The organism is Armatimonadota bacterium (genome assembly GCA_017303935.1).
Classification (GTDB): domain Bacteria; phylum Armatimonadota; class Fimbriimonadia; order Fimbriimonadales; family Fimbriimonadaceae; genus JAFLBD01.
Window position 1 is genome coordinate 190,902 of record JAFLBD010000002.1, and the last position, 21,913, is coordinate 212,814.

At 52.3% G+C, this 21,913-nt stretch carries 20 protein-coding genes and 1 tRNA gene; 10 read left to right on the plus strand and 11 right to left on the minus strand.

The genetic code is table 11. The features are described from left to right. Positions 1-18: 18 nt before the first annotated feature. Entirely contained in the window at positions 19-1,242 is a 1,224-nt protein-coding gene (locus J0L72_05535; protein MBN8690237.1) for a hypothetical protein, read from the plus strand. Here the strand turns inward: J0L72_05535 and J0L72_05540 are convergent. Further along, positions 1,204-2,457, minus strand: a complete 1,254-nt coding sequence (locus J0L72_05540; protein ID MBN8690238.1) for a glycosyltransferase — start codon at positions 2,455-2,457, stop codon at positions 1,204-1,206. The two genes, J0L72_05535 and J0L72_05540, sit on opposite strands and share 39 nt — an antisense overlap. Before the next feature lie 43 nt (positions 2,458-2,500). Between J0L72_05540 and J0L72_05545 the strand changes: the two genes are divergently transcribed. The 4 genes from J0L72_05545 (at position 2,501) to J0L72_05560 (ending at position 5,730) form a co-directional block, all read left to right on the plus strand. Next, positions 2,501-3,208, plus strand: a complete 708-nt coding sequence (locus tag J0L72_05545) for a sugar transferase (protein ID MBN8690239.1) — start codon at positions 2,501-2,503, stop codon at positions 3,206-3,208. 27 nt (positions 3,209-3,235) lie between these two features. After that, positions 3,236-4,348 carry a histidinol-phosphate transaminase gene (locus J0L72_05550; protein MBN8690240.1) on the plus strand — a complete coding sequence of 371 codons (1,113 nt, stop codon included), beginning with the start codon at positions 3,236-3,238 and terminating at the stop codon, positions 4,346-4,348. Next, a complete protein-coding gene (aroF, locus tag J0L72_05555) occupies positions 4,345-5,370 on the plus strand; it encodes a 3-deoxy-7-phosphoheptulonate synthase (GenBank protein MBN8690241.1) in 1,026 nt (341 codons plus the stop codon). Before J0L72_05550 ends, aroF begins: the two co-directional genes overlap by 4 nt. A gap of 72 nt (positions 5,371-5,442) precedes the next feature. After that, on the plus strand, positions 5,443-5,730 hold the full coding sequence (locus J0L72_05560; GenBank protein ID MBN8690242.1) for a hypothetical protein: 288 nt from the start codon (positions 5,443-5,445) through the stop codon (positions 5,728-5,730). A 25-nt stretch (positions 5,731-5,755) separates the two neighbouring features. Here the strand turns inward: J0L72_05560 and J0L72_05565 are convergent, their stop codons facing one another. The 4 genes from J0L72_05565 to J0L72_05580 form a co-directional block, all read right to left on the minus strand. Then, positions 5,756-6,373 carry an NYN domain-containing protein gene (locus J0L72_05565; protein ID MBN8690243.1) on the minus strand — a complete coding sequence of 206 codons (618 nt, stop codon included), beginning with the start codon at positions 6,371-6,373 and terminating at the stop codon, positions 5,756-5,758. Between the two features lie 547 nt (positions 6,374-6,920). Beyond that, positions 6,921-6,995, minus strand: a tRNA-Thr gene (locus J0L72_05570). 55 nt (positions 6,996-7,050) lie between these two features. Then, the gene (locus tag J0L72_05575; protein MBN8690244.1) at positions 7,051-8,355 is read right to left on the minus strand and encodes a family 1 glycosylhydrolase; all 1,305 of its coding nucleotides are present in this window, start codon (positions 8,353-8,355) and stop codon (positions 7,051-7,053) included. After that, a complete protein-coding gene (locus J0L72_05580; GenBank protein ID MBN8690245.1) occupies positions 8,352-9,581 on the minus strand; it encodes a hypothetical protein in 1,230 nt (409 codons plus the stop codon). The genes J0L72_05575 and J0L72_05580 overlap by 4 nt, the downstream gene beginning before the upstream one ends. Before the next feature lie 55 nt (positions 9,582-9,636). Here J0L72_05580 and J0L72_05585 point away from each other — a divergent pair, with 55 nt between their 5' ends. Continuing rightward, complete coding sequence (locus J0L72_05585) at positions 9,637-10,569, plus strand: NTP transferase domain-containing protein (protein MBN8690246.1); 933 nt, start codon at positions 9,637-9,639, stop codon at positions 10,567-10,569. Here J0L72_05585 and J0L72_05590 read toward each other — a convergent pair. From J0L72_05590 to J0L72_05615, 6 genes are all read right to left on the minus strand, one after another. Further along, positions 10,566-12,596: a prolyl oligopeptidase family serine peptidase gene (locus J0L72_05590; GenBank protein MBN8690247.1), complete on the minus strand. Its 2,031-nt coding sequence runs from the start codon at positions 12,594-12,596 to the stop codon at positions 10,566-10,568. The genes J0L72_05585 and J0L72_05590 overlap by 4 nt on opposite strands. Continuing rightward, the gene (locus J0L72_05595) at positions 12,593-13,660 is read right to left on the minus strand and encodes a mechanosensitive ion channel (GenBank protein ID MBN8690248.1); all 1,068 of its coding nucleotides are present in this window, start codon (positions 13,658-13,660) and stop codon (positions 12,593-12,595) included. The genes J0L72_05590 and J0L72_05595 overlap by 4 nt, the downstream gene beginning before the upstream one ends. Continuing rightward, the gene (locus J0L72_05600; GenBank protein MBN8690249.1) at positions 13,632-14,393 is read right to left on the minus strand and encodes a DUF554 domain-containing protein; all 762 of its coding nucleotides are present in this window, start codon (positions 14,391-14,393) and stop codon (positions 13,632-13,634) included. Before J0L72_05600 ends, J0L72_05595 begins: the two co-directional genes overlap by 29 nt. Next, the gene (locus J0L72_05605; GenBank protein MBN8690250.1) at positions 14,390-16,798 is read right to left on the minus strand and encodes an extracellular solute-binding protein; all 2,409 of its coding nucleotides are present in this window, start codon (positions 16,796-16,798) and stop codon (positions 14,390-14,392) included. The genes J0L72_05600 and J0L72_05605 overlap by 4 nt, the downstream gene beginning before the upstream one ends. Positions 16,799-16,887: 89 nt before the next feature. Further along, on the minus strand, positions 16,888-17,475 hold the full coding sequence (locus tag J0L72_05610; GenBank protein MBN8690251.1) for a PEP-CTERM sorting domain-containing protein: 588 nt from the start codon (positions 17,473-17,475) through the stop codon (positions 16,888-16,890). Between the two features lie 4 nt (positions 17,476-17,479). Then, complete coding sequence (locus tag J0L72_05615; GenBank protein MBN8690252.1) at positions 17,480-18,049, minus strand: PEP-CTERM sorting domain-containing protein; 570 nt, start codon at positions 18,047-18,049, stop codon at positions 17,480-17,482. 218 nt (positions 18,050-18,267) lie between these two features. Between J0L72_05615 and recA the strand changes: the two genes are divergently transcribed. The 4 genes from recA to J0L72_05635 are packed head-to-tail and all read left to right on the plus strand — an operon-like array spanning position 18,268 to position 21,906. After that, positions 18,268-19,365: a recombinase RecA gene (gene recA, locus J0L72_05620; GenBank protein MBN8690253.1), complete on the plus strand. Its 1,098-nt coding sequence runs from the start codon at positions 18,268-18,270 to the stop codon at positions 19,363-19,365. Beyond that, the gene (locus tag J0L72_05625) at positions 19,362-19,820 is read left to right on the plus strand and encodes a RecX family transcriptional regulator (GenBank protein ID MBN8690254.1); all 459 of its coding nucleotides are present in this window, start codon (positions 19,362-19,364) and stop codon (positions 19,818-19,820) included. Before recA ends, J0L72_05625 begins: the two co-directional genes overlap by 4 nt. Then, entirely contained in the window at positions 19,820-21,124 is a 1,305-nt protein-coding gene (rny, locus tag J0L72_05630) for a ribonuclease Y (protein MBN8690255.1), read from the plus strand. Before J0L72_05625 ends, rny begins: the two co-directional genes overlap by 1 nt. After that, complete coding sequence (locus J0L72_05635) at positions 21,121-21,906, plus strand: TIGR00282 family metallophosphoesterase (GenBank protein ID MBN8690256.1); 786 nt, start codon at positions 21,121-21,123, stop codon at positions 21,904-21,906. The genes rny and J0L72_05635 overlap by 4 nt, the downstream gene beginning before the upstream one ends. Positions 21,907-21,913 lie beyond the last annotated feature (7 nt).

A 21,913-nucleotide genomic window follows, 5' to 3' on the forward strand; every position in this document is an offset into this window, starting at 1 on the left:
CTGGTACTCTTGCCAGAAATGTCCCAGGAAGTCGAGCTCGAAGATCAGTACGTTCAAGCCGTAAAAAATCGTTGGCTTTGGCTTGTTTCGGGCGCGGTGATTTCAAGCGTTTTGGCTGTCACGATCACGTACTTCTTGCGACCGGAATATGTGGGCAACGCCGTCCTCCTGGTTTCGCTCCCGTCCGGCAGCTCTGGCGCCGCTGCAGCTCAACTTTCTGGCGGTCCATCTCCAGTGAACCTTTTGCGAGGAGTTGCACTGAGTTCTGAGGCGGTTCGGCGAACCTCGAAAGACACCGGAATTCCGATGAGCAAGCTCGCGGAGAGGCTCGATGCGAAGGCGGAACTTCAGCGCAATCAACTGATTCTCGCCGTTGTTGATACAGACAAATCAGCGGCGGCTTCGATTGTAACCAAATGGTTAAAAAACACAGACACGCTAGCAAAAGAAACTGGGTTTGGGGTGGCGAGCAAACAAGCGGTTGCGATCAAATCGGCGCTCGATGAAAACATTTCCAAGCTAAAAGATGCCGAAAAGGCTCTCTCCGAATTTCAAAAAAACGCCTCCACTGTCACGAATCCTTCTGATCCGACTTCAGCACTGTTTTATGCAAACCAAGCCCGGAAAATCCAGGCACAGATGGATGTCACAGAGTCGGCACTGCGGTCGAAAATGAGCGAAGTTCGCGCTTCGGGCCGCAATGCAAACTTGCCGAGCGACTTGACTGAATCACTCCCTGCTCGTCGTGAACTGCTGGACGCTGAGTTGGAGTATGAACGCGCTCGCTCGCAATATGGCGACGACAGTCCAAAGCTAAAATCGGCAGCAGAGAAACTCGAATCGAGTCGAACCGCCTTTCGCCAGGAAGTCAGCAATCAGCTGCGAAATGCAGCGGAAGGACTCGACGAGGAAGTGGCCAACTATCAGGCTCAATTGATGGTTTTGAGTGTTCAGGAAAAAATGTGGCGCAACCTGGCCAAGCAAGCACCTGGCGAGGCGATGGAACTCACGAAGCTCGCCTTCGAAGTCGAAACGTACGAAGCGATCGTTGACAGCTTGCGACAAAAGTACGAAAAATCGCTCCTCGACATGGACGTGGATGCGATCACGTACAGCGTTCTCAGCCCACCAAAAGCTCTGCCGGATCCAGTGAACAAAGACTATGTGCTCAATGGATTCTTTGGCGCGCTTGTCGGAGTATTTCTAGCGGGCGGCGTTGCCATCATGCGCACCGGACGATGACGCGACCTCTTCAATGAGTTCAATCCAGTCGCCGTACACTTTATCGGGGTGGAATTTCTCGTTGAACAACCTCAGGCTGGCCTCGGAGCTTGGTTGAGCGATTCCAGCGACAATTTGGTCGGCCAACTCCTTCCCGGAAGCATAACTACTCCCTGCCTGGTACTCCCGTATCAAGTCCACCAAAGTACCGCGTTGAAGCGACGTTAGCACCGTCAGGCCGTTTGCCAGATATTCCACTGGTTTGTTTGTAATTCCGCGCTCAAAGTTCGGTGCCGGGCGGTAAGGGATTAAACCGATTTTGGACAAAGACAACAAAGTCGCCACTTCATCCGAAGTTAACCAATTGGTGAAAACTAGGTTGGGTAAATGAGCAGATCGGGATTGCCAAGCTTCTAAGGCGTCACCGGCTCCACCGATCACGAACCAAGCTTGATCTCCAACGATTTCGGCCGCAGCAATGACCGGCTCCAAGTCAATCGTCTGACCCACCATGCCGGTATACGCCACGATTGGCCGATCAAATCGGACACCTTTTGCCTCAAGCTGTTGCTTCGCAATAGCCAATCGCTCGGGACTCAGGGCCGGCTTTTCGTAGCTCATGAACAAGGTGCGGTCGAGAGCATTTTTCGCCCGGCCAGCGTAGCCCAACCCCCAGGTGACGACCTCAGGCCCATTGGCAGTGATGGCGTCTGCGCCCCGGAGCGCTTTATGGGCCAATCGCTTCATTCCGAACGACAAGAGTCTGATTGCATGCGACTTCAGCCCAGTTTGGTTTTCCCAATACAGATCTGGGTACTGGTCGCGAATGTCGATCAAGAGAGGGATTTTGTGGTTCTCGCAGAATTCGGAAACTTGAGCGCAAATCTCGATGGTGGGATAGCTCGCAACGATCACATCCGGTAGCGGCGAAACTTCGGCCAGCTTTCGGAACTGGTCCGCGACATACCGATGATCGCGCAACCTCCTTGGACTGAGGTGTTTCTGATAGCCGAGGGCTGGGATCAGTCGAATCTCGAAGTTCTCGCCGATAGTGTGACGTTGCTCATTGGAGCGAAACCGCTTGAGATTGTGTGAGAAATTGGAAGCCCACCAGGTGACCTGGTGACCGCGTTTGGCCAGCCTTTGAGCCAGAATTCCTGTTCGCCACGGCCTTCCATTCGGGTCGTCTAGCGGGTTTGGTTCCCAGGTTTGAATTAACCAGATGTTTATTCCCACAAGCCCGGTAAGAGTACCGAAAATTCTGCCGACAATCTAATCTGTGAATCCAAGGCGCGGCTACCAGATCGCTAAACGAGTGTTCGATATTGCATTTGCGTGCATATTGCTCGTCGCGCTTTCGCCCGTCTTGCTGGTCAGCTCGCTGCTGGTGGTGCTTTCGATGGGTTTCCCCGTTCTGTACCGCGCTGAGCGAGTCAAGCAAGGTGGCCAGAGCTTTACCATGCTCAAGTTTCGAACGATGGTTCAAAACGCGGACAAGCTTGGCCCAGTGATCACAGCGGCTTGCGACCCCAGGATTACCCCCCTCGGCGCCCTTCTGCGAAAAACGAAGATCGACGAGCTTCCACAGCTGATCAATGTTCTGAAAGGAGAAATGAGCTTTGTCGGGCCTCGCCCGAATGTGCCGATCATCGTCAGTTGCTATTCTGGCGATGAAATGCAACTTCTGAATGTTCCGCAAGGCATTACCGATCTGAGTTCGCTCTGGCTTCGTGGGCAGGAATTCTTGCTCGAAGGAACAGACGACGTGATGCACGATTACGAAAATCGAGTGGCCCCGATCAAGGTCAGACTCGGACTTTACTACGTGTATCACGCAAACTTCTGGCTCGATCTCAAGATCATCGTGGCTACTGCGACTGCCATCATTTTGCGCCAAGATCCGACTTGGAGCTTCCCGAAAGAAGCCGTGGCGGACACTCTCTACCTGGTTAACCAAATGGTTAACGATAATTCCCGGGCGGCTTAGGTTCGCTCAAGGTAAACTCGCGGCATCATGCCGCTTCCAATTCGCAAGAATATCTTGGCCATGCAGCCATATTCTCCGGGGCGGCCAATCTCGGAAGTCCAACGCGAACTCGGGCTCACAGAAGTCATCAAGATCGCCAGCAACGAGAATCCGTTGGGTCCCAGCCCGAAGGCGTTAGCCGCGATACAATCCGCGATTTCTCAAGTTCACATTTATCCGGACGCAGCGGCCTATGAATTGCGCCAGGCGATTGCCGAGTTCCACGCTGTGCCAATGTCACAAGTCGCAGTTGGAAATGGTTCGGACGAGCTTATTCGCATCATCACCACCTGTCTTTGCGGCGAGCCGAGCGATGAAGTTGTGTGCGGCGATCCATCGTTCGTGCGGTATATCTCCGCTGCACAAGGGGCAAACGCGAAGATCAACCTTGTTCCTCTCGACGATGAACTCCGAATCGATCTGAAGGAAGTCATTTCCCGAGTCACGGCCAATACGAGGGTTGTATTTTTAGCAAATCCAAACAACCCAACTGGCACGATTTTTGATAAATCATCCTTTGAAGAATTTCTTGCGCAAGTCCCTGCGGACTGCGCGGTGGTCATGGATGAAGCCTACTTTGAATTTGCAAAAGACGATCCTTCCTACCCAGACGGGATGGACTACTTCCGAACGAAGGACAATGTTGTCATCCTCCGAACGTTCTCAAAAGCCTACGGCCTCGCGGGGTTGCGGGTGGGCTACGCGATCTGCCCAGACCAGCTGGCGGACGCGATAAACCGAATTCGAGAAGCGTTCAATGTCAACGTTTTGGGGCAAGCTGCCGCTGTTGCGGCTCTGTCCGACGCCGACCACCTTGCGACCTACGTAGAACATAATCGTAAGGAACGGGCACGGCTTTGCGAGTGGCTGACACGGCGAGGTTGCCGGGTGTATTCCAGCTACGCGAATTTTGTTCTTGTCGACTTAGGGATTCCGGGCAAAGAGGCCACGGAAAATTTGCTCCAACGAGGGATCATTGTTCGAGGAGGCCATGTGTTGGGCCTTCCAAAATGCGTGCGAATCAGCATCGGGACGTCCGAAGAAATGGATCGGTTGCTCGTCGCACTAGACCAAATTGTGCCAAGCGGAGTTTCTAAATGATTGTTGTAATGCGTTCGGGATGCACAGAAGAACATGTGCAAGATGTCTACAGTAGGCTCGAAGATCTGGGCTACCTGGTTACCAAAATCGTTGGCGTAGAGAAGTCGATTTTGGCGGCTGTTGGCGGCGACGAGCACATCAAGATCGACGCCCTAGAACAGATTCGTGCGCTGGACTACGTGGACGACGTGATGCTCATCACGAAGTCTTACAAGTTCGTCTCCAGGGAACACAAACCGGAATCGACCGTTATTGACCTCGGCGACGGAGTGACCGTCGGCGGAAACCAGATTTGCATGATGGCTGGCCCGTGCACGATCGAATCTGAGGAGCAACTTTTCACGACAGCCAAGGCGGTAAAGGCCGCCGGAGCATCCGTCCTCCGAGGCGGCGCCTACAAGCCGTCAACCTCACCATACAGCTTCCAAGGCATGGGAATTCCGGCTCTCAAACTCCTGAAAGAAGCGAGTAAGCAGTTCGGTTTGAAGGTGATCACGGAGGTCATGGACCTTCGGAAAATCGACCTCGTCAGCGAATATAGCGACATTTTGCAGATCGGAACCCGGAACATGCAGAACTACGACCTGCTTCGTGAACTTGGCAAGGCAAACAAGCCTGTCATGCTGAAGCGTGGAATGAGTGCCAAATACGAAGAATGGCTTTTGGCCGCCGAGTACATCCACTCCAACGGAAACGAGCAGATCATCTTCTGTGAGCGCGGCGTTCGGACCTTTGAAACCGGCACACGCAATATGCTCGACCTCGCCGCGGTGCCCGTGATGAAGGGGTTATCGCACTTGCCGATCGTTATCGATCCAAGCCAAGGCACCGGTAAACGCGAACTCGTCGCGCCAATGTCGCTCGCTGCTGTTGCCTGTGGCGCCGATGGCTTGCTGATCGAAGTGCATCCGAATCCTGACCATGCGGTGAAAGACGGTTCGCAAAGCATGACGATCAACCAGTTCGAACAGATGATGCCAACGCTCCGTAGCGTCGCTTCAGCAATCGGCCGATCGTTCTGAGAACTCGATTCCTTTTTGGGGCCTTGGATCGAACATTGCATCCTAAAACTCCGAGCGCCGTATTAAAGTGTGATGGACTACTTAAACGGATTTGATATCACCATTGGAAGGGAGAACGATCCAAGGAAACCGAATCTCGATCCTGGCGAGGTAGAAGCTGAGATAGAGCGATTGGCCGGGATTCTAGGCTCGACTACAAGCGCTTTGCGCGAGGCTGGATACAAAGTACACAGCATCTTTGAAATGGATGGACGCTATTTCCAATGGCAAGATCCAGAAGGAAATCTTGTTGGCGAGCAAGCGATGCTCAAATTTCACTCGAACCTCTATAACCCGTTCGTAAACGAGAACCTAGACTAATCCTGGTAGCTCAGAATTTTGGGGGTCAAGGAGCAGGATCGTATTTCTTTGGCCTAATGGCGACAACGTTACCCTCAACATCAAGTACACGCTTTGGCATCAAACATTGTGCCAACAATTCAGGCTGAATTTTTCTGCGGGAAGTAGTTTCTGAGAGGATTTCCCTTGAGTGCGTTCGATTTGGAGTTGCGACAGTTATCACTTCAACCGATGTTTTTGCCCTAACCATTCTAACTGCGGGAGCCAAATCAGAGTCAGTCGTCACCAAATATGCTATGTCAATCAGCCCGCACATTGAATCTGAAAGAAGGTGAATAGCAAGATTGACATCGGACTCCTTTTCTTCATGGCCTTTCCACTTTGCTTGGCATTTTTTGCACTTCAGCCCCTTCTCCTTGAATGCGCCAAGCACAACTTCAACACCTCTTGCTCTTGAAGCATTGATGAATTCTTGGTGGCGCTTTAGCGGGTCAGGCAGCCATGTGGGCAACGCAGTAAATAACTTGACGTGCTCCAAATTATGTCCATGCAATAGAACCCTGGACGCAATTTCCCGATAGCACACCCACTTTAAGTTCGGAGCCTTCAATTCGTCAATCGCATGGTACAGGTTAAACCCGTCAATATAGAACCCGGCTCTCATAAAAAGAAAAACCCCAGGCGCATATGTCCTGGGGGGCCTTCGAACCACCCCTTTCGAGATGCAATCCTCCGGCGGAGATAATATATTATACGTACAAAGGCCTATTAGTCATATAGGTAAGGAAATCAGATAAGACAAAACTGTCCTATATCAAGTAAAAATACTAGCTAACTTAGTCTACTATTTAAGGACATACCCTAACCTACGACCGCAACGGGGCAACGCTGGTTCTTTCCGTACTTCAACTCGACTGCTCCAAGCGGAGTAGATTCCATCTTCATTTCACCGCGAGTTCAGTCGTTAAAGGCTACCCATGTAACATTCTTGTGTTACTTTCAAAAGGCTGTGCTTCGCCGCTTAGTTAAACGCTCGGGCAATTGCGTCAACCCTGTCATCGTATATTTGATTCGGAAATCCCGCGAACTCCGCTTACCAATCGACAAGCTATCGTAAATCCAATATGGATACATATCAAGCGATGAAGCATGGGATTTCAGCGTCAGAGAATGGCCGAAAAGGAGCAAATCTCTTAGGTTCAAATTGAACCTGGAGCCCAGGAGCAGGATCGAACTGCCGACCTCCTCTTTACCAAAGAGGTGCTCTACCACTGAGCTACCTGGGCGCGGACACAAAATGATACTCAAATTCCATGCCACCGCGCCACTCCTAGCTACGAATTACAACCCAATACCGTTCGATTTTATCAATTTTGCTAGCTCGAAGAACGACGCTTTCGGGGTCCGCTTGAAGGTTTCGTAGTCCACGTGTACAAGCCCAAACCGCTTGCGATATCCCTCTTGCCATTCAAAGTTATCTAGGAGGCTCCAATGGTGATATCCGATCACGTTCACGCCCTCGTCAACGGCCCGCTTGAGTTCGATCAAATGTCGGCGAATGAAATCGATCCGTTGATGATCTGGAACGTCGCCATCGAGCGTGACCCAGTCCATGGACGCCAGGCCGTTCTCACCGATCAGAATAGGTTTGCCGTACCGCCTTTCAAAAAACTTCGGTCCCCAATAGAGAATCTCGGGGACAACCGGCCATTCGACGGCGCTTGCCGGAGCACCAGGGACGGCAGAGACAGGTCCCTCCTGGGTGCGCCGCGTGCCTGAATATAGGTTCAAAGTGGTGAAATCTGGGATAGATTCTTCGCTCCATCGAGTCTGTGGAGGATCGAACCCGAACGCTTGAGAAAAGCTGGCAGGAAACGCTCCGGTGTAGATCGGGTCCGCGTAGAGCGAGAAGCTCCAATGCGTCGGACAGTCGAGCGCAAATGTGGCCTGGTAAGCAGATTCCTCCGCAGATGGATCCACTGGGCAAACAACTGTTCCCGCCAGCGCAACCGTGATCTGCGCGCCCGAGCAGCACGTCCGGATCGCACTACTAGAAAGATGATGTGCATCCAACAACCCTGCCTGGGCATGCATTAGCTTCTGTCCAGTCCATCCGTAACCAGGCGCGTGGACGGTGCCTCCGAATCCATCGCCAATCAGGCAATTGGGTTCGTTCATCGTCATCCAGTGCTTGACTCGGTCCCCAAGTTTGCCGGCAATAACGCCAGCGTAGTCACCAAAGTGCTTGGCAAATTCGCCATTCATGATCGATTCTTCGGGCTTCATCCAAAGTGGAATTTCCCAATGAAAGAGGTTGACTAACGGTTCAATGCCTCTCTCCAACAATCCATCGACCAGGCGATCATAGAACTCCAATCCTCCTGCACTGACTTCCGAGGCACCATATGGGAAGATGCGCGGCCAACTGACGCTAAATCGGTAGCTGTTCGCGCCAAGAAGGCGGAGAAGGTCTAGGTCATCGCGCCAAAATTCGAAGTGCCTCGCCGCATGATCTCCGTTGTGGCCACCCGCGATTTTGCCTGGCGTTTCGGAAAACTGATCCCAAGTGGAGTCTCCCCGAGAGTCCCTTGCGCCTTCAATCTGGAACGCGCTGGTAGCTGCGCCCCACCAGAATCCCGGCTTCATAGCGGACGCTCGATCACTATATCCGGCTCGCTATACTCGGGGTCGGTCTTTCCTCCGCTATCCCGAAAATCCGCGCCGAGGCTATAAATCTTAAACACCGGACCTTCAGATTCGTATCCGAACGTGGAACCCGTGTACGGATCGGTCACCAGAGCAGGCGCGAATGTCGCCAAATCCGCTGGAGCAACTCCGCTCGAGCGCACCATCGCACGAATTCTACAGTCGAGAATGAACAATCGCGTCCGAGTTAATGTGTTCGTGTACTTGGCTAGGAGCGGCCGTAGTGTCCGGTAATAGTGTTTTACAAACCGCTTCCAAGGCCGTGATCCGTCTGGAATCGTCCATTTTTCGCGCTCCTTGACAGGGAGCTTGATGGCAGCTTCAAATTGTGAAATCTCGCCTTTGATTTCGCCTGCCATCCCTTTGAAATAGGCCGCTTGAGTGCTTCCGTCAGCTGATTCCATTTGCTTGAGGTATTCCACCGCTTCACGAACTTCTTTGCCTAGTAACTCGCTTAATTTGTCGTAGCTGCGCTTTTGGAAGGAATCTTGGGTGAACTGCACTGCGGCCAAGTAGTTCTGCTCTTCGTTCTTCGCAGTGATCGTCAACGCTTCTGAGCTTGCCATGTTTGCTTCGACTTCGTCCGCAATTCGGTTCAGAACCTCTGGCGGGAACTGATCGCTGGCGGTCACCAAGAGTTTGCGCAAATCGTCCTGGATGGATAACCCTAAATCCGCTTCAGTCGCGGAGCCTGAAAGAAGATCTGAGCTGAATTCGCAGAGCATCGCTACGGTAGAAAGGAATCGTTCTGACCCACCCGCTTGTAGCGCATCTTCGATCTCCCAGAGTGCTACCCGCGCAAGGTGTCGCCATGCAGCATGGTATGGGTTCAATTGATCGGGGTATTGGGGGACAAACTGGACCTCACCCTCCCGGCTCGTACCGCGCATCAGCTCTTGCAGGGCCGTTCGACATTTAGTCATCGACTCGCCGCGTTGCCCAGGAGTGAAGCTCACCTTTCCGATGCCGATTTCGTCGCTTTCGATCGCAGACTTCGCGGCTTTTACATAGCTCCCATAAGCGCTTCCATCGTCCTCTGAGATCGACGCCACCGGTGGGGGCGTAAACCATGTCTCAAAGCTGACCGGCGCCGATTTTTTGCATCCTGCAAGCATTGCCGCGGCGAACATCGCTCCGACAACATAGGTTTTCACCCTGGAATCCATACCAGCATCATGCTACCGCAAGGTACCCTTTGCCTCCAAGGATCTTTCCAAATTTATGAAAGGCGTCATTCTTGTTGCAGGCAAAGGCACTCGTCTCTATCCGATCACTCGGCACATCGCCAAACCGCTGATGCCGCTGGCCAACCGAATGACCTTGGAGTTTGCGTTCGACCAATTCCGGGAAATCGGGGTCACCGATCTTTGCGTGATCGTCGGTGAAAATGAGCCGGCCATGAGAGAGACTTTGGGTGATGGCTCAAACTTCGGGTTGAACCTGACTTTCGTGAGGCAAACCGAACCAAAAGGTCTTGCCCACGCCATCAGTTTCGCCAAAGAGTTCGTCGGCGATGATGACTTTGCGGTGTTCCTCGGTGATGCCGTTTATGACCGATCGCTAAAGCCTTTCTTTGAACAGTTTGCCCAAGCAAAATGCGCCAACCTGAATCTCGTCATGTGGGTAGAAGACCCGCGACGGTTTGGCGTGGCCAATCTTGATGGGGATCGCATCGTAAAGTTGGTCGAGAAGCCAGCCAACCCCGAATCGAACTACGCGATGGCGGGAATGTACATTTTCAGCAAGGCTCTTTGGGGAGTGTTGCCCGATCTTCAACCGAGCGCACGCGGCGAGTACGAGATCACCGACGCGATTCAAATGATGATCGATCGCGGTGAATCTGTGGTTGCTGGCATCTATGAAGGCAACTGGTTCGACACTGGTACGCTGGATTCGTACCTCCACGCAAGCCAGTTCTTGGTCGGAGAAACCGCTCGAATCGGCGAAAACGTTTCCCTCAACTCACCATTTGGTCAACATGTGGTGATCGGCGATGGCAGCGAAGTTTCGGCAGAGTTCATCGAAGATTCCGTCGTCCTTCCAGGCGCAAAGGTCAACGTCAAGGGCACGATTCGGCATTGCATCTTGGCAGGAGAGGTCAATTCTGACTCTTCGCTTGATTCCACCATTCGGTGGAATTCAGAAGATGCCTAATCCGCCTGGAATCGGTTGATAAAGAACTCTAGCATTTGCTTTTCACCGACAAAGGTATGACCTCGATCCGGCCCAACGCGTAGCTCGTAATCTCGCTTGGCGCGGTTCATAGCCTCTATGAATTGCAAGCTGTTATTCGGATGAACATTATCGTCCGCGGTTCCGAAATACAGTAGTAGCCCTCCGGTCAGATCTTTTGCATATGTGTTTGCGCTGGAAGCTTTGTATCCCGCCGAATTTGCCGCGGGCAAACCCATGTACCTCTCGGTGTAGATGGTGTCGTAGTTCGCCCAATCGGTAACCGGCGAGCTGCTCACCCCAACTGTAAATGTCTGAGGGTGGCGCACCAACGCCATCAAGGTTGCATAGCCTCCATACGAAGTACCGTAGATGCCGATCTTCGTCGGTTCGATGTCGGCACGTAGCTTGAGAGCTTCAGCGCACGCGGCGAGATCGTCAATCTCGACCACGCCGAGCTTGAGGTAGTTCGCATTCCGGAAGTCGCGACCTCGTCCTAGCCCGCCCCTAACTTCGGCCTGAGCGACGATGAATCCCAACTCAGTCATCGGATCGATGGGCATGAATCCAGGCCGATAATCGCCCATTTCTGGTCCCGAGTAAACATCAAAGATGACCGGAAATCGATCACCAGGTTTCGCATAACTTGGGAACTTGAGGACTGCGTGCAAATCAGTCTTTCCGTCGGCAGCCTTGAAGGTCAACATTTCAGGGGATCGAAACTGCGTGGCTGTTTCTGCTGGCAATCGAATATCGATCTCCCGCATTGTCTTCAACCCATTTGTGCTGATTTCGCTAAGCGTTGCGGTAGGAGCTGTGTTCGGCAGTGAGGCCAAGCCGATCACTCTTTGACCATTTGGTGAAATGACAAAGGTATGGTGCTTTGCTGTATCAGTGAGCAGCTTAGACTTGTTCGACTTGAGATCGTGAACCCAAAACTGCTTCGCCAGCGGAATTGTGCCTCCATAACTTTCGAACACCATTTTCTGATCGTCGAGCCACAGAATTCCGTCCAGATCGACCTCCGATTTCAAGCTAGTCAGTTGGCGTTGCTTCATGGTTATGAGATCAATCTCAACCCAATTGAAAAACCCTGTCGATTCAGAGGCTAGGATTAGCTTGTCTTTGACGTCTTGCAGCGCTCGGCTTGCATGAATTCTCCAGAAGCTTGATTGATAACCATTTGGACAAATTTCTTTGAGGGCCGTGACCCGCTTACCGGTCTCTCGGAAGAAGACTTGAACGGTTCGGACCTGCTGTAATCGATCCGCGAGTTGGTAGACCAATTGCCCTCCTGGAAGCCACTTGAGGTCATACACGTACTCGATGTTCTCGTCAGAATTTGGAACGGTCAACAACGGGATCGACCTTTCAGTGGCGAGGTCGTAGACGAAAAGGCTGGCTTTTGGATTGGCGCCACCTGCCTTCGGATAGTCCAAAGTCGCTAGATCGTTGCTTATCGAAAGTTGATCGTCCAGCAGATAGAACGGCTTTACGGGGGAGGAGTCGAACTTGAGATACCAAAACTGCTTGCCAGAAGGTGACCATCCAAATCCGCGCGGAAGGCCGAGCTCTTCGCGGTACACCCAAGGCACCACTCCGTTCCGAATCAAATTCGCATCCGACCCATCGTTCGTCACTTGGACTCGCTCGCCGTTCTCTTGGACCAAGAAAAGATCTTTGCCGTCTAACCGAATGGTTAAATTTCCATTTGGTTGCTTTTCAGCACTGGTATTCGTGCGAGTGCCTGGGCCGCTCGGAGCCCTCATCTCGGTCTCTTGGCCGGATTTGACCAAATGGTGAATAGTTTTTCCAGCTTTGTAGTATGTAAATCCTTCACTATCAGCATCCCACCTGAAATCGGGTCGCGTAGCTCGAAGTATCTGCGCTGAAGTTCGCTGGGCGTTCAGGTAATCCTGATAATGCGGGTGCGATTCCAAGGTCATCTTCGGACCGGCAAATCCGACTGATGCCAATGTAAATAGTGAAAGTGAGAACAAGAGCTTCATTTCGATTCCTGGAAATTAGCGAGGTTGCTAAGCACTACGGACAAAACGGATTGGCGCATCGCCATTTCTTGGGTGTATGAATCAACTTCGAACCGGACTGCGACTTGCATGATCGGTCCCGTGTCGACGACTTCTGTGATCGCCACGACAACTGAACCTTCTTGAATTCGATCCAGTTCTCGCAAGTTCGCCGCGGTCAGTTCGGAGAAATTAACCAATTGGTCAAACGGCACGTGCTCCTTTAGCGGAATCTTTGCAGAAAACCGCCGTGAGCGCCGCTGCCCCAGGTTCTCCACAGAGGCCTTGATGAAGTTGCTGTTCGGCATCGTGAGGATAGAATCTTCTACGGTTCGAATTCGAGTACTTCGTAGATTGATCTGTTCGACAATCCCTTCCTGGCCGTTGATCTTGACCCAGTCGCCGATCGTGAACGGCATGTCCAGCATCACCGTCACTGAGCCAAACACGTTCTCGACGCTGTCCTTTGCCGCAAAAGCGATCGCTACACCGCCAATCCCCAGTCCGGCGACCATTCCCCAAACGTTCGTACCGACTTCTGCGAGAGCCGCGACAAACGTCACGATGACGATACTGACTAACCCGATTTTTTGTAAGAACGGGAAGAGGATCTTGTGCTCGCGCTGGACGTGGCCCGCCGAGCGATGGAGGGCTGCCTCCACCAAGATCGCGTAGATGTTCGCTGCGAGCCAACCGATGGCCAGAATCCGCACGAAGACGATCCAAACGACGAGGCCCCTCAGCACTCCTTGCTCAAGGTTGAGATTCGACGCACCTGCCTCAAAGAGGAGTGAAGCGGCAGCGATGGCAAAGGTGATCTTGATGCCTCGACCATGTGTGGCGGAATACACCAAGTCGCGCACCTTTGGATTCCGCGCGCCCAAAAGGACAACGGTCCAATACACGATCCAGCCGCCGACCAATGCGGCGAGGAGCGCAACGATCAGCCCGACCCACTGCCATTCTTCGATCCCGATGAACGTGAATTGAGTTCGCGACCGGACCCAATTCGCCCAATCAGGCACTTGGCAGAGCAGGATTTCCACGATTCACCACCTTTCTATAGATCAACATTGCGATGGGCAGGAGTACCAGCGCTGGCAAAAAGTTTGCGCTGGAAACTTCCTTGATTTCAGCCAGGCCGATCCCAGTCACCATCAACACCGCACCACCTACGGCGCTCCATTCGACCATGAGGGGTTCGTCTTCTGCTAGCCGCTTCAACCGAGTTGCCAGTAGAGTAATCAGCCCTTGAAGGATGAGGACGACAAACGCGGTGACCACCAATCCAGTGCCGAATGCCGCCGCGAAGAAAACGGCCACGATTCCATCCATCACGGACTTCACTTGGAGCAATCTTGAATCTCCTTGAATCCCATCCTGGATACAACCAAGAAGTGTCATTGGCCCAACACAAAAGAGCACCGATGAGACGACCAAACCGTACACGAAGTCCTTTTTGCTCCCGGTCGCGCCGCCAGACGCTTCTAAGGCTGACTGGACCGATTTCGCCAGCAAATTAATCTGATCTTCGAGGCCAATCATCGCTCCGATCAGCCCACCGAAAACAAAACAGCTGAGCACGATCAGTAGTTGCTTCGTTCCTAAGAACATCTTGATGCTGATACCTATGGTGATGATCCCTAGTCCGAGGCGAACGGTTTCGAGCAAGCTTCCAGCGATCCACGGCTTCAGCGCGATCCCGATCAGGGCGCCAACGAGCACCGTGAGGAAGTTGAGGATCGTTCCCCAACCGCGGAGTTTGATGATGGACTTCATACCTTTGCGGCGCTGAACCTCATCTGCAGCAATCGCCGAATCTGGATGAGAGTAAATCCGATCAAGATTGCGCCCATTACCCAAGCGGCTGCCGTCGCATAGCCGAACTTGAGATACATGAACGCGTTCATCCAGACCTCAAGTCCCATCGTGTGCGTCGAGTAGAGCGGTCCGCCCATCGTGAGCACAAAGATGTTCTCTGTCGCCTTGAACCCTCCGATAAACACACCAAGTAGATTGATCAGCACCAGAGGCTTCAATCCTGGCAACACGATTGAACGTATCTTGTTCCACCACGATGCACCATCGATGTCTGCGGCTTCATAGCGCTCTTCTGGGATGTTCTTGAGTGCAGCAAGGTACAAAATGCTCCCTGGGCCCGCAGCGGCCCATACGCCCGGCAAGACGACCGCAAACATGGCTAGCTGTGGGTTACCCAGCCAATCGTAAGACTTCGGCCAAAAGTGTGCCGGATCCCGGATAAGAACTCCGTTGATGAAGTCGATGAACGGAGCGAGGATCGAATTCAACAATCCTGTCTCGGCTTTATCATAGAACTGCCGCCATAGGAATGCAATCACGATCGGGCTCGTCATCGCAGGAAGGTAGAAGATCGTCCGGAAGAGGACCTTGCCACGTGGAATCTCGTTTAGGGCTATCGCGAGGAAAATCGGCAAGAGAAACCCTATCGCAATCGTCAACCCAACAAAGGTGAAACTGTTGACCAGCGCTTTATAAAAAATCGGCTGGGTGAATACGGCGATGAAGTTATCGAGCCCAACCCAGCTCGTCCCTTTCACGATGCGGTAGTCCTGAAAGGCGATAACAAGTCCTCGAGTCAGCGGATAATAGCTCCACAAGAGGAGCGTCGCAACCGCAGGCAGCAAGCAGATTGCCATGAACCGTAGGACTCGCCCTCGGTTTTCTCCTGCCACAAGCCCAGAAGACACTGCAAACTTAGGCTGATTGCGCGCTTTTTTGACAAAGTATCCAATCAGCGCGGAAATGAAAATGGCCAGGCTGACAAGAATCCCGAGTGCCCAGGCACGTTGGACCTTCAATAACTCGGGCGGCGTGTATCCCAGCAACTTTTGGTCCATCTCGATCTTTGTGTTTGCGAGAATCTCCGTTGCGGGCGTATTCGGTTCTAAGATCGCGCGGTCGAGTGCTGAGTCCAATACTGTATAAACTTGCTGAGTGTTGCGGCCATACGGCTCGGGATGACCCTCGCTGAAAAGCTGTTCGTTGGCGCGCACATATTCCTGGTCAACCGAAGCGAGTTCATCGTTGAACCCATATTTTTTCAACCAGATCGGGTTAACCAAGCTGCCCATTCCTAGCGAAACGAATGCCTGTGTATTGACTCGGGCTGCATCTTCGCCGGCAAAGAACCGGATAAATCTCCAACAAGCATCAATCTTCTTTGGATCTTTGATCGTTGCATTGATCGCCCACATTCCAGCATTGATCTCGTTGGAGGTGCTTGATGGGCCGCTCGGCATCGCAGCGATTCCAACCACCGAAGGCGGGAGATCCTGCATGTTCATCATCACGTCGCCGGTATAGGCGAACCACATGCTTGCTTTTCCGGTGCGAAGATCATCGCCAAAATTCGATGAAACTCCTCCAGCGGGACCAACTTGTTTGCCGCTCGCGTCTTGCCACTTTTCGACCGTGAGCTTTCTGAAAAAATCGAGCGCCTTTGCGGCTTCTGGCGTGTCTATCGCGCTTTTCCAACGACCATTTTCGCCGGGTTCAACGATCTTGCCGCCCGCTTGATAGACAAAGTTGGACCAATGATAACCCGATGGCTTGCTGAAGATGAACCCGATGCGACCAGGGGCAGACTGGCTCAATTTTCGCGAATAGGCTAGCAACTCATCCCAGGTTCGAGGTGGCTTTGTTGGATCGAGTCCAGCTTCTAAAAAGTGATCTCGGCGATAGTAAAGACCAAGGGCGACTTGGAACCATGGAATCGCGTAGGTCTTCCCGTCGTAGCTCTTGAGCACATCCATTGTGATCGGATTCACGCGGGCAATTACTTCGGGGTTTTGCTGGATCAGATCGTCCAACGGGCGGCAAAATCCCTGATCGATGTAATTGTAGTACTGGCGAAAGTTGACATAAAAAACGTCAGGAGACGAATCGCCAGCCATCGACATGAGGAACATCGACTCCGCGCGGTCTCCAGTCATTTCGAGGCCGCCAGCGTTGACTACACGTACATCAGGGTTCTGCCGGCGGAACTCTTCGAACACGGCTCGCCGTGCAAGCGAGCGAGGATTTGTGTCTTCCTTCGGAGGGATTCCTTGCCCAGCACCCGCCATCATGCGAATTTGAATCTCTTCGGCGGCACCGAATGCCGACAAAGTACCAAGGATCAATAGGGCGAGAAGCCGCTTCACAAGGGTCATTTTGACCAAGGTCTAAGGCAAAAACAACAAAGGCCAGCCAATTTGGCTGACCTTTGTGAGAAAAGGAGAATCAAAAAGAGTTACTTTCGTCGCTTTCGAGCAAGTGCTACGAGCCCAACGCCCATTGCAATCATCGATGTAGGCTCTGGAACAGCTTCGTAAACCTGCTCCACGGAATCGATTCGGAAGCCTTGGCCACCGTTCAATGCTCGGAACGACATGTCCTTGCTGATGAATCCCTTGGTGCTTGGTTGCGAGAACGGAATCACTAGAGTTGCAACGAAGTTCACGTCTGGACCGCTCGAAACGACATCTTGAGCCAAAAGCCCCGAACCGATCAAAGTCGAAGCTCCTGTGGTGTCGAAAACGTTCTCAGTGCCTCGAATTCGAAGTGTGGTGCCAGAAAATACTGCGCCCTTGATGATCAACTTGGCTACGTTGAGTGGTGGTTGAGTACCTCGATCGTAGTCCAGTGTCCAGGCGATATTGCCACGGCCACCAGGCCCGACAATGAAGCCGTTGAGCATTCGGGAAATATTCAATGGTCCTTGCGATTCAGATGAAGTCGCGGTTGGCACCGACATGATGAACGACGTAGTCGTATAAGCCGCGTGGGCTCCAGCAACACAAATAACGAGCGCAACAACGCCCAATGATTTCATTTTCATAGGATTACTTCTTCCTTCGCTTCAGGAGAGCCAGCAAGCCAGAACCCAGCGCCAGCATCGTGGCAGGCTCTGGAACGGCCTGTTCTCGGTAAATAAATTGCATCACGCTGACTTTGCCGTAGCTGTCAACACTGTTTCCCGAAAGAGTCAGACTCATCGTCACGTTCAGACTTGTGTTCTGGCCGGAAAGCGCGGTGGCGTTTCCTACCAACAAGGCTGGCGTCAGGCTTGGCTCGGTCTGATTCAATGTGGCGGTCGTGCTGCTAACGTGTACGGCGGAAATGGCGAGAGACGCCCCACCTTCCAGCGATCCATTTGGTTGCATCAAGATTTCGCTGAGGTACTTGCCCGCACTTGCAGTGACTGTGTAAGAAATCGTCGCCGTGTTGCTTCCGACACCAGCTTGATCAAAAAGCGGCATCGAAACAGCTCGTCCATCCGTTCCAACATTAGTTACAGAGGATGGGCCACCCACCACAACCGTAACAGCCGAGAAGGAAATGGCTTGCGCAAAACTTGTGGCAAGAATTCCTAGCACGACACCTACAAACATTCGTTGCAAAAGCGATTTCATGATCCAACCTTTATCTTACACCCGCAAAATGCAGGGGCATCCCCTTAAATATACATGAATTCGGCATTGGAAGAAATTAAGAAGGTGATAACTAGCAAATCTACTTGCTACAACTCTTACCAGTTGTGATACGCTATATTATGTAGACACATCAGTAGACGATTGACGAGCATTTGTGATATATTGCATGTGAAATTGAGTAGAGGACATCGGAAATGATGAAGAAAAAGACCAATACCAGCGAATCTGCCCCGGTTGAAAGGAGTGCAAACAACAGTGATCGAGAACGAAAGCTAGAAGCGGCCTTGAGCCAAATCGAAAAATCGTTCGGCAAAGGCGCGATCATGCGATTGGGCTCCAACGATCGAGAGCCAATTGAGGCTATCCCCACTGGCGCACTCAGTCTTGATATGGCACTGGGTATCGGTGGACTACCACGTGGACGGATTGCAGAAATCTACGGCGGTGAATCTTGCGGTAAGACGACTCTCGCCCTCCATATCATCGCCGAAGCTCAAAAGATGGGCGGGCTTGCCCTCTTTGTAGATGCTGAGCACGCCCTGGATGTCGAATACGCAAAGGCCCTCGGAGTCGATATTGAAAAGCTCTACATCAGCCAACCAACGAGCGGAGAAGAGGCCCTAGAAATCATGGACACCTTTGTTCGATCTGGCGCGGTGGATGTCGTCGTTCTGGACTCGGTCGCCGCTCTTGTCCCGCGCGCTGAAATCGAAGGTGAAATGGGAGATAGTTTTGTTGGTGTTCAGGCTCGAATGATGAGTCAAGCGCTCCGAAAACTCGGCGGCAATATCAGCAAGTCCAAGACGATCGCGATTTTCATCAATCAACTTCGCGAAAAGATTGGGGTGATGTACGGCAACCCTGAAACGACGCCTGGCGGTCGCGCGCTCAAGTTCTGGGCGAGCGTTCGTCTCGAAGTTCGAAAGGGTGAAGCGATCAAGGTGGGTACCGATCAGATTGGCGCCCGAACCAAGGTCAAAGTCGTTAAAAACAAGGTGGCTCCACCGTTCCGAAATGCGGAGTTCGATACGATCTTTGGTGAAGGGATTAGCAGGGCCGGTGACCTTCTCGATATCGCGGTCCTGCGAAATATGATCACCAAGAGCGGTACGTTCTACAACTACGGGGAAACACGGCTGGGGCAAGGTCGCGATAATGCCCGCAACTTCCTCAACGAACACCCTGAGATTTTCAACGAGCTGGATCAAAAAGTGCGCGAAGCTTTCAAGGTCGAGCGCGCTTCGGCAGTGGTTGAAGTCCAAGACGACGACGAAGAAGAACCACCTGAAGATTGAACTCCTCTTCAAACTTCGTTGATGTCATGCGGATCGCCTTAGAACTTCTAGGGCGGTCCGAACTGTTTTCGCACCAGCTCGAAGAGAAACTCGTGCGAAAAGGAATTGACACTGAATCGGCACAGCAAGCTATTAACCAATTGGTTAAATGGGGCTATATCGACGATGCTCAAGTTCAAGAATCGATTTCCGATCGACTCTGGCGACGCAGTAACACCGGGCCAGCCGACCTGTATGCTGCACTTGTCAGGCGAGGAGTCTCTGAAGAAGACTCCGAGCAGCTCGCCGAATCTTGGATGCCGCTGGATGTCCAGCGCGCTCGCGCCGAAGCGATCTTAACCAAAAGGTTAGAATCCGGCGATAAACCTTCCGCCATAATTCAATATCTAGGAAGGAAAGGTTTCTCAGTAGAAATCTTAGAATCCATTTCGGATCGCTTCCTGGATACGGACTAATGCCACCCGAACTCATACGCTGGATTGCGGAATTTCTCATCATCGCTGCTGCGATCGGTGCCGCGTTCTGGCGACTGAATACTCACCATAAGGTTAGGGTCGCACAACTTGATGCTGAACGCGAACAAATCCAGAAGGATCGTGAGGCATTCGCCCATGAGGCTGCTGAACTTGAGCGCTCACGGAAAGAGATCGCGTCAATCACACCAGAAGACGCAGATAAAAAGGTTCTTGACGCCGCGGAAAAGCGAACTCGGTCCACCATTAACCAAATGGTGAGTGAGGCAACCGCCGAAGCAAAAGAACGTTCTGCTGCGATTCTTGTGGCCTCGATGGGACGGATCGCAGCGGCGACTGCAGCGGAAAGCGCTGCGCTCATCATCCAACTCCCGAACGAAGAGATGAAGGGTCGCCTTATTGGCCGCGAAGGACGAAATATCAAGGCCTTCGAGCAAGTTACCGGTGTCGATTTACTCATCGACGAAACCCCCGAATCGGTGACGATCAGTTCGTTCGATCCCCTACGCAGAGAAACTGCGCGATTAACTCTACTGAATCTAATGCTTGATGGCCGGATACACCCGGGACGTATCGAGGAGATCTACGAAAAAGCAAAAGAAGAACTGAACATCGCCGCGCTAGAACTTGGCCAAGAGGCCGCGATCAAAGCTCAAGTCAACGATTTGAGTCCACCGATTCTCAAGCAGATGGGACTGCTGAGATTTCGCACGAGTGTTGCGCAAAACGTTTTGGATCACAGCATTGAAACCGCCCAGCTCTGCACCATGATCAGCGCCGAGCTGGGATTGGATCCTAACCATGCGAAAACCGCAGGTTTCCTTCACGACATCGGCAAGTCTCTTCCTCCAGAATACGGTGATACGCATGCGCTTGCAGGTATGAAGTTCCTAATCGAAAACGGATTACCGCTCGAAGTCACCAAGGCTGTCGGCGCGCATCATCATGAAATCGAACCCGACTCGCTGGTGGCTCAAATCGTGATCATTGCGGACACTTTGAGCGCCGCAAGACCAGGAGCACGGCGAGAAAGCACGGATAACTTCATCAAGCGAATGGCTGAACTTGAAAAAATCGCTGACCGTTTCGACGGTGTAGAAAAGTCGTACGCCATTCAATCGGGCCGTGAGATTCGAGTCGTCGTCAATTCCAGCCATGTGGACGACTCTAATGCAGTCGAATTGGCCAATCAGATCGCCGAAAAGATTCAATCCGACATCAAGTATCCCGGGCAAATCAAAGTGACCGTGATCCGAGAATTCCGAACCCAGAGTATCGCGAAATGAGTGGCAGCTATAGGATTTTGTTTTTAGGGGACGTGATGGGGAAGCCTGGCCGAGTGGCTGTGCGCGATGGATTGCCAGCGCTCCAAGATATACATCAGCCACTTTTCACGATTATCAACGGCGAAAATTCGGCAGCCGGAGTTGGGATCACGCCCGATATCTGTGAAGAGCTTTACCGATACGGCGCGGATGCGATAACACTCGGGAACCACGCCTTTAATAAGAGGGAAATCGGAGATTATCTGAACTCAAACAAACCGATTGTTCGACCGATCAATATGCCCGAAGGTACACCGGGTCGGGGTCACATTCAGGTTCAAAAAGATGAAATTACTATAAATATCGCGAACATCTGCGGGAGAGTTTTTTTGGACTCCTACGACGACCCCTTCGCTGCATTTAACCGTTTGGTTAAACAGGGTGGCGATCATTGGTTCATCGACTTTCATGCCGAAGCAACGAGTGAAAAAGTCGCCTTTGGTTACCACGCCGAGGGAAGAGCGTCGGCTGTCGTTGGTACCCACACGCATATTCAAACCGCAGACGAGAAGGTTCTGCCAGGCGGCACGGCATACATCACCGATGTCGGCATGACCGGACCTCAAAATGGGGTGATCGGTATGGATCGCGACATCGTTCTTCGAAAATTTATCACCGGAATGCCAGCAAGATTTGAGGTTGCAGATGGTCCTGGAGTAATCTACGGCGTAGTCATCGAAATCGAAAGGGAAAGTGGGCGCGCGCTAGATATTGAACGTATCCGCTTTGCACCTCAGTCGTAATCTATAA

Bases quoted from the DNA above. Each gene is read 5' to 3' on its own strand.
- J0L72_05535 (MBN8690237.1), top strand. From the start codon at position 19: ATGTCCCAGGAAGTCGAGCTCGAAGATCAGTACGTTCAAGCCGTAAAA.
- J0L72_05550 (MBN8690240.1), top strand. From the start codon at position 3,236: ATGCCGCTTCCAATTCGCAAGAATATCTTGGCCATGCAGCCATATTCT.
- aroF (MBN8690241.1), top strand. From the start codon at position 4,345: ATGATTGTTGTAATGCGTTCGGGATGCACAGAAGAACATGTGCAAGAT.
- J0L72_05560 (MBN8690242.1), top strand. From the start codon at position 5,443: ATGGACTACTTAAACGGATTTGATATCACCATTGGAAGGGAGAACGAT.
- J0L72_05565 (MBN8690243.1), bottom strand. From the start codon at position 6,373: ATGAGAGCCGGGTTCTATATTGACGGGTTTAACCTGTACCATGCGATT.
- J0L72_05575 (MBN8690244.1), bottom strand. From the start codon at position 8,355: ATGAAGCCGGGATTCTGGTGGGGCGCAGCTACCAGCGCGTTCCAGATT.
- J0L72_05580 (MBN8690245.1), bottom strand. From the start codon at position 9,581: ATGGATTCCAGGGTGAAAACCTATGTTGTCGGAGCGATGTTCGCCGCG.
- J0L72_05585 (MBN8690246.1), top strand. From the start codon at position 9,637: ATGAAAGGCGTCATTCTTGTTGCAGGCAAAGGCACTCGTCTCTATCCG.
- J0L72_05590 (MBN8690247.1), bottom strand. From the start codon at position 12,596: ATGAAGCTCTTGTTCTCACTTTCACTATTTACATTGGCATCAGTCGGA.
- J0L72_05600 (MBN8690249.1), bottom strand. From the start codon at position 14,393: ATGAAGTCCATCATCAAACTCCGCGGTTGGGGAACGATCCTCAACTTC.
- J0L72_05610 (MBN8690251.1), bottom strand. From the start codon at position 17,475: ATGAAAATGAAATCATTGGGCGTTGTTGCGCTCGTTATTTGTGTTGCT.
- J0L72_05615 (MBN8690252.1), bottom strand. From the start codon at position 18,049: ATGAAATCGCTTTTGCAACGAATGTTTGTAGGTGTCGTGCTAGGAATT.
- recA (MBN8690253.1), top strand. From the start codon at position 18,268: ATGAAGAAAAAGACCAATACCAGCGAATCTGCCCCGGTTGAAAGGAGT.
- rny (MBN8690255.1), top strand. From the start codon at position 19,820: ATGCCACCCGAACTCATACGCTGGATTGCGGAATTTCTCATCATCGCT.
- J0L72_05635 (MBN8690256.1), top strand. From the start codon at position 21,121: ATGAGTGGCAGCTATAGGATTTTGTTTTTAGGGGACGTGATGGGGAAG.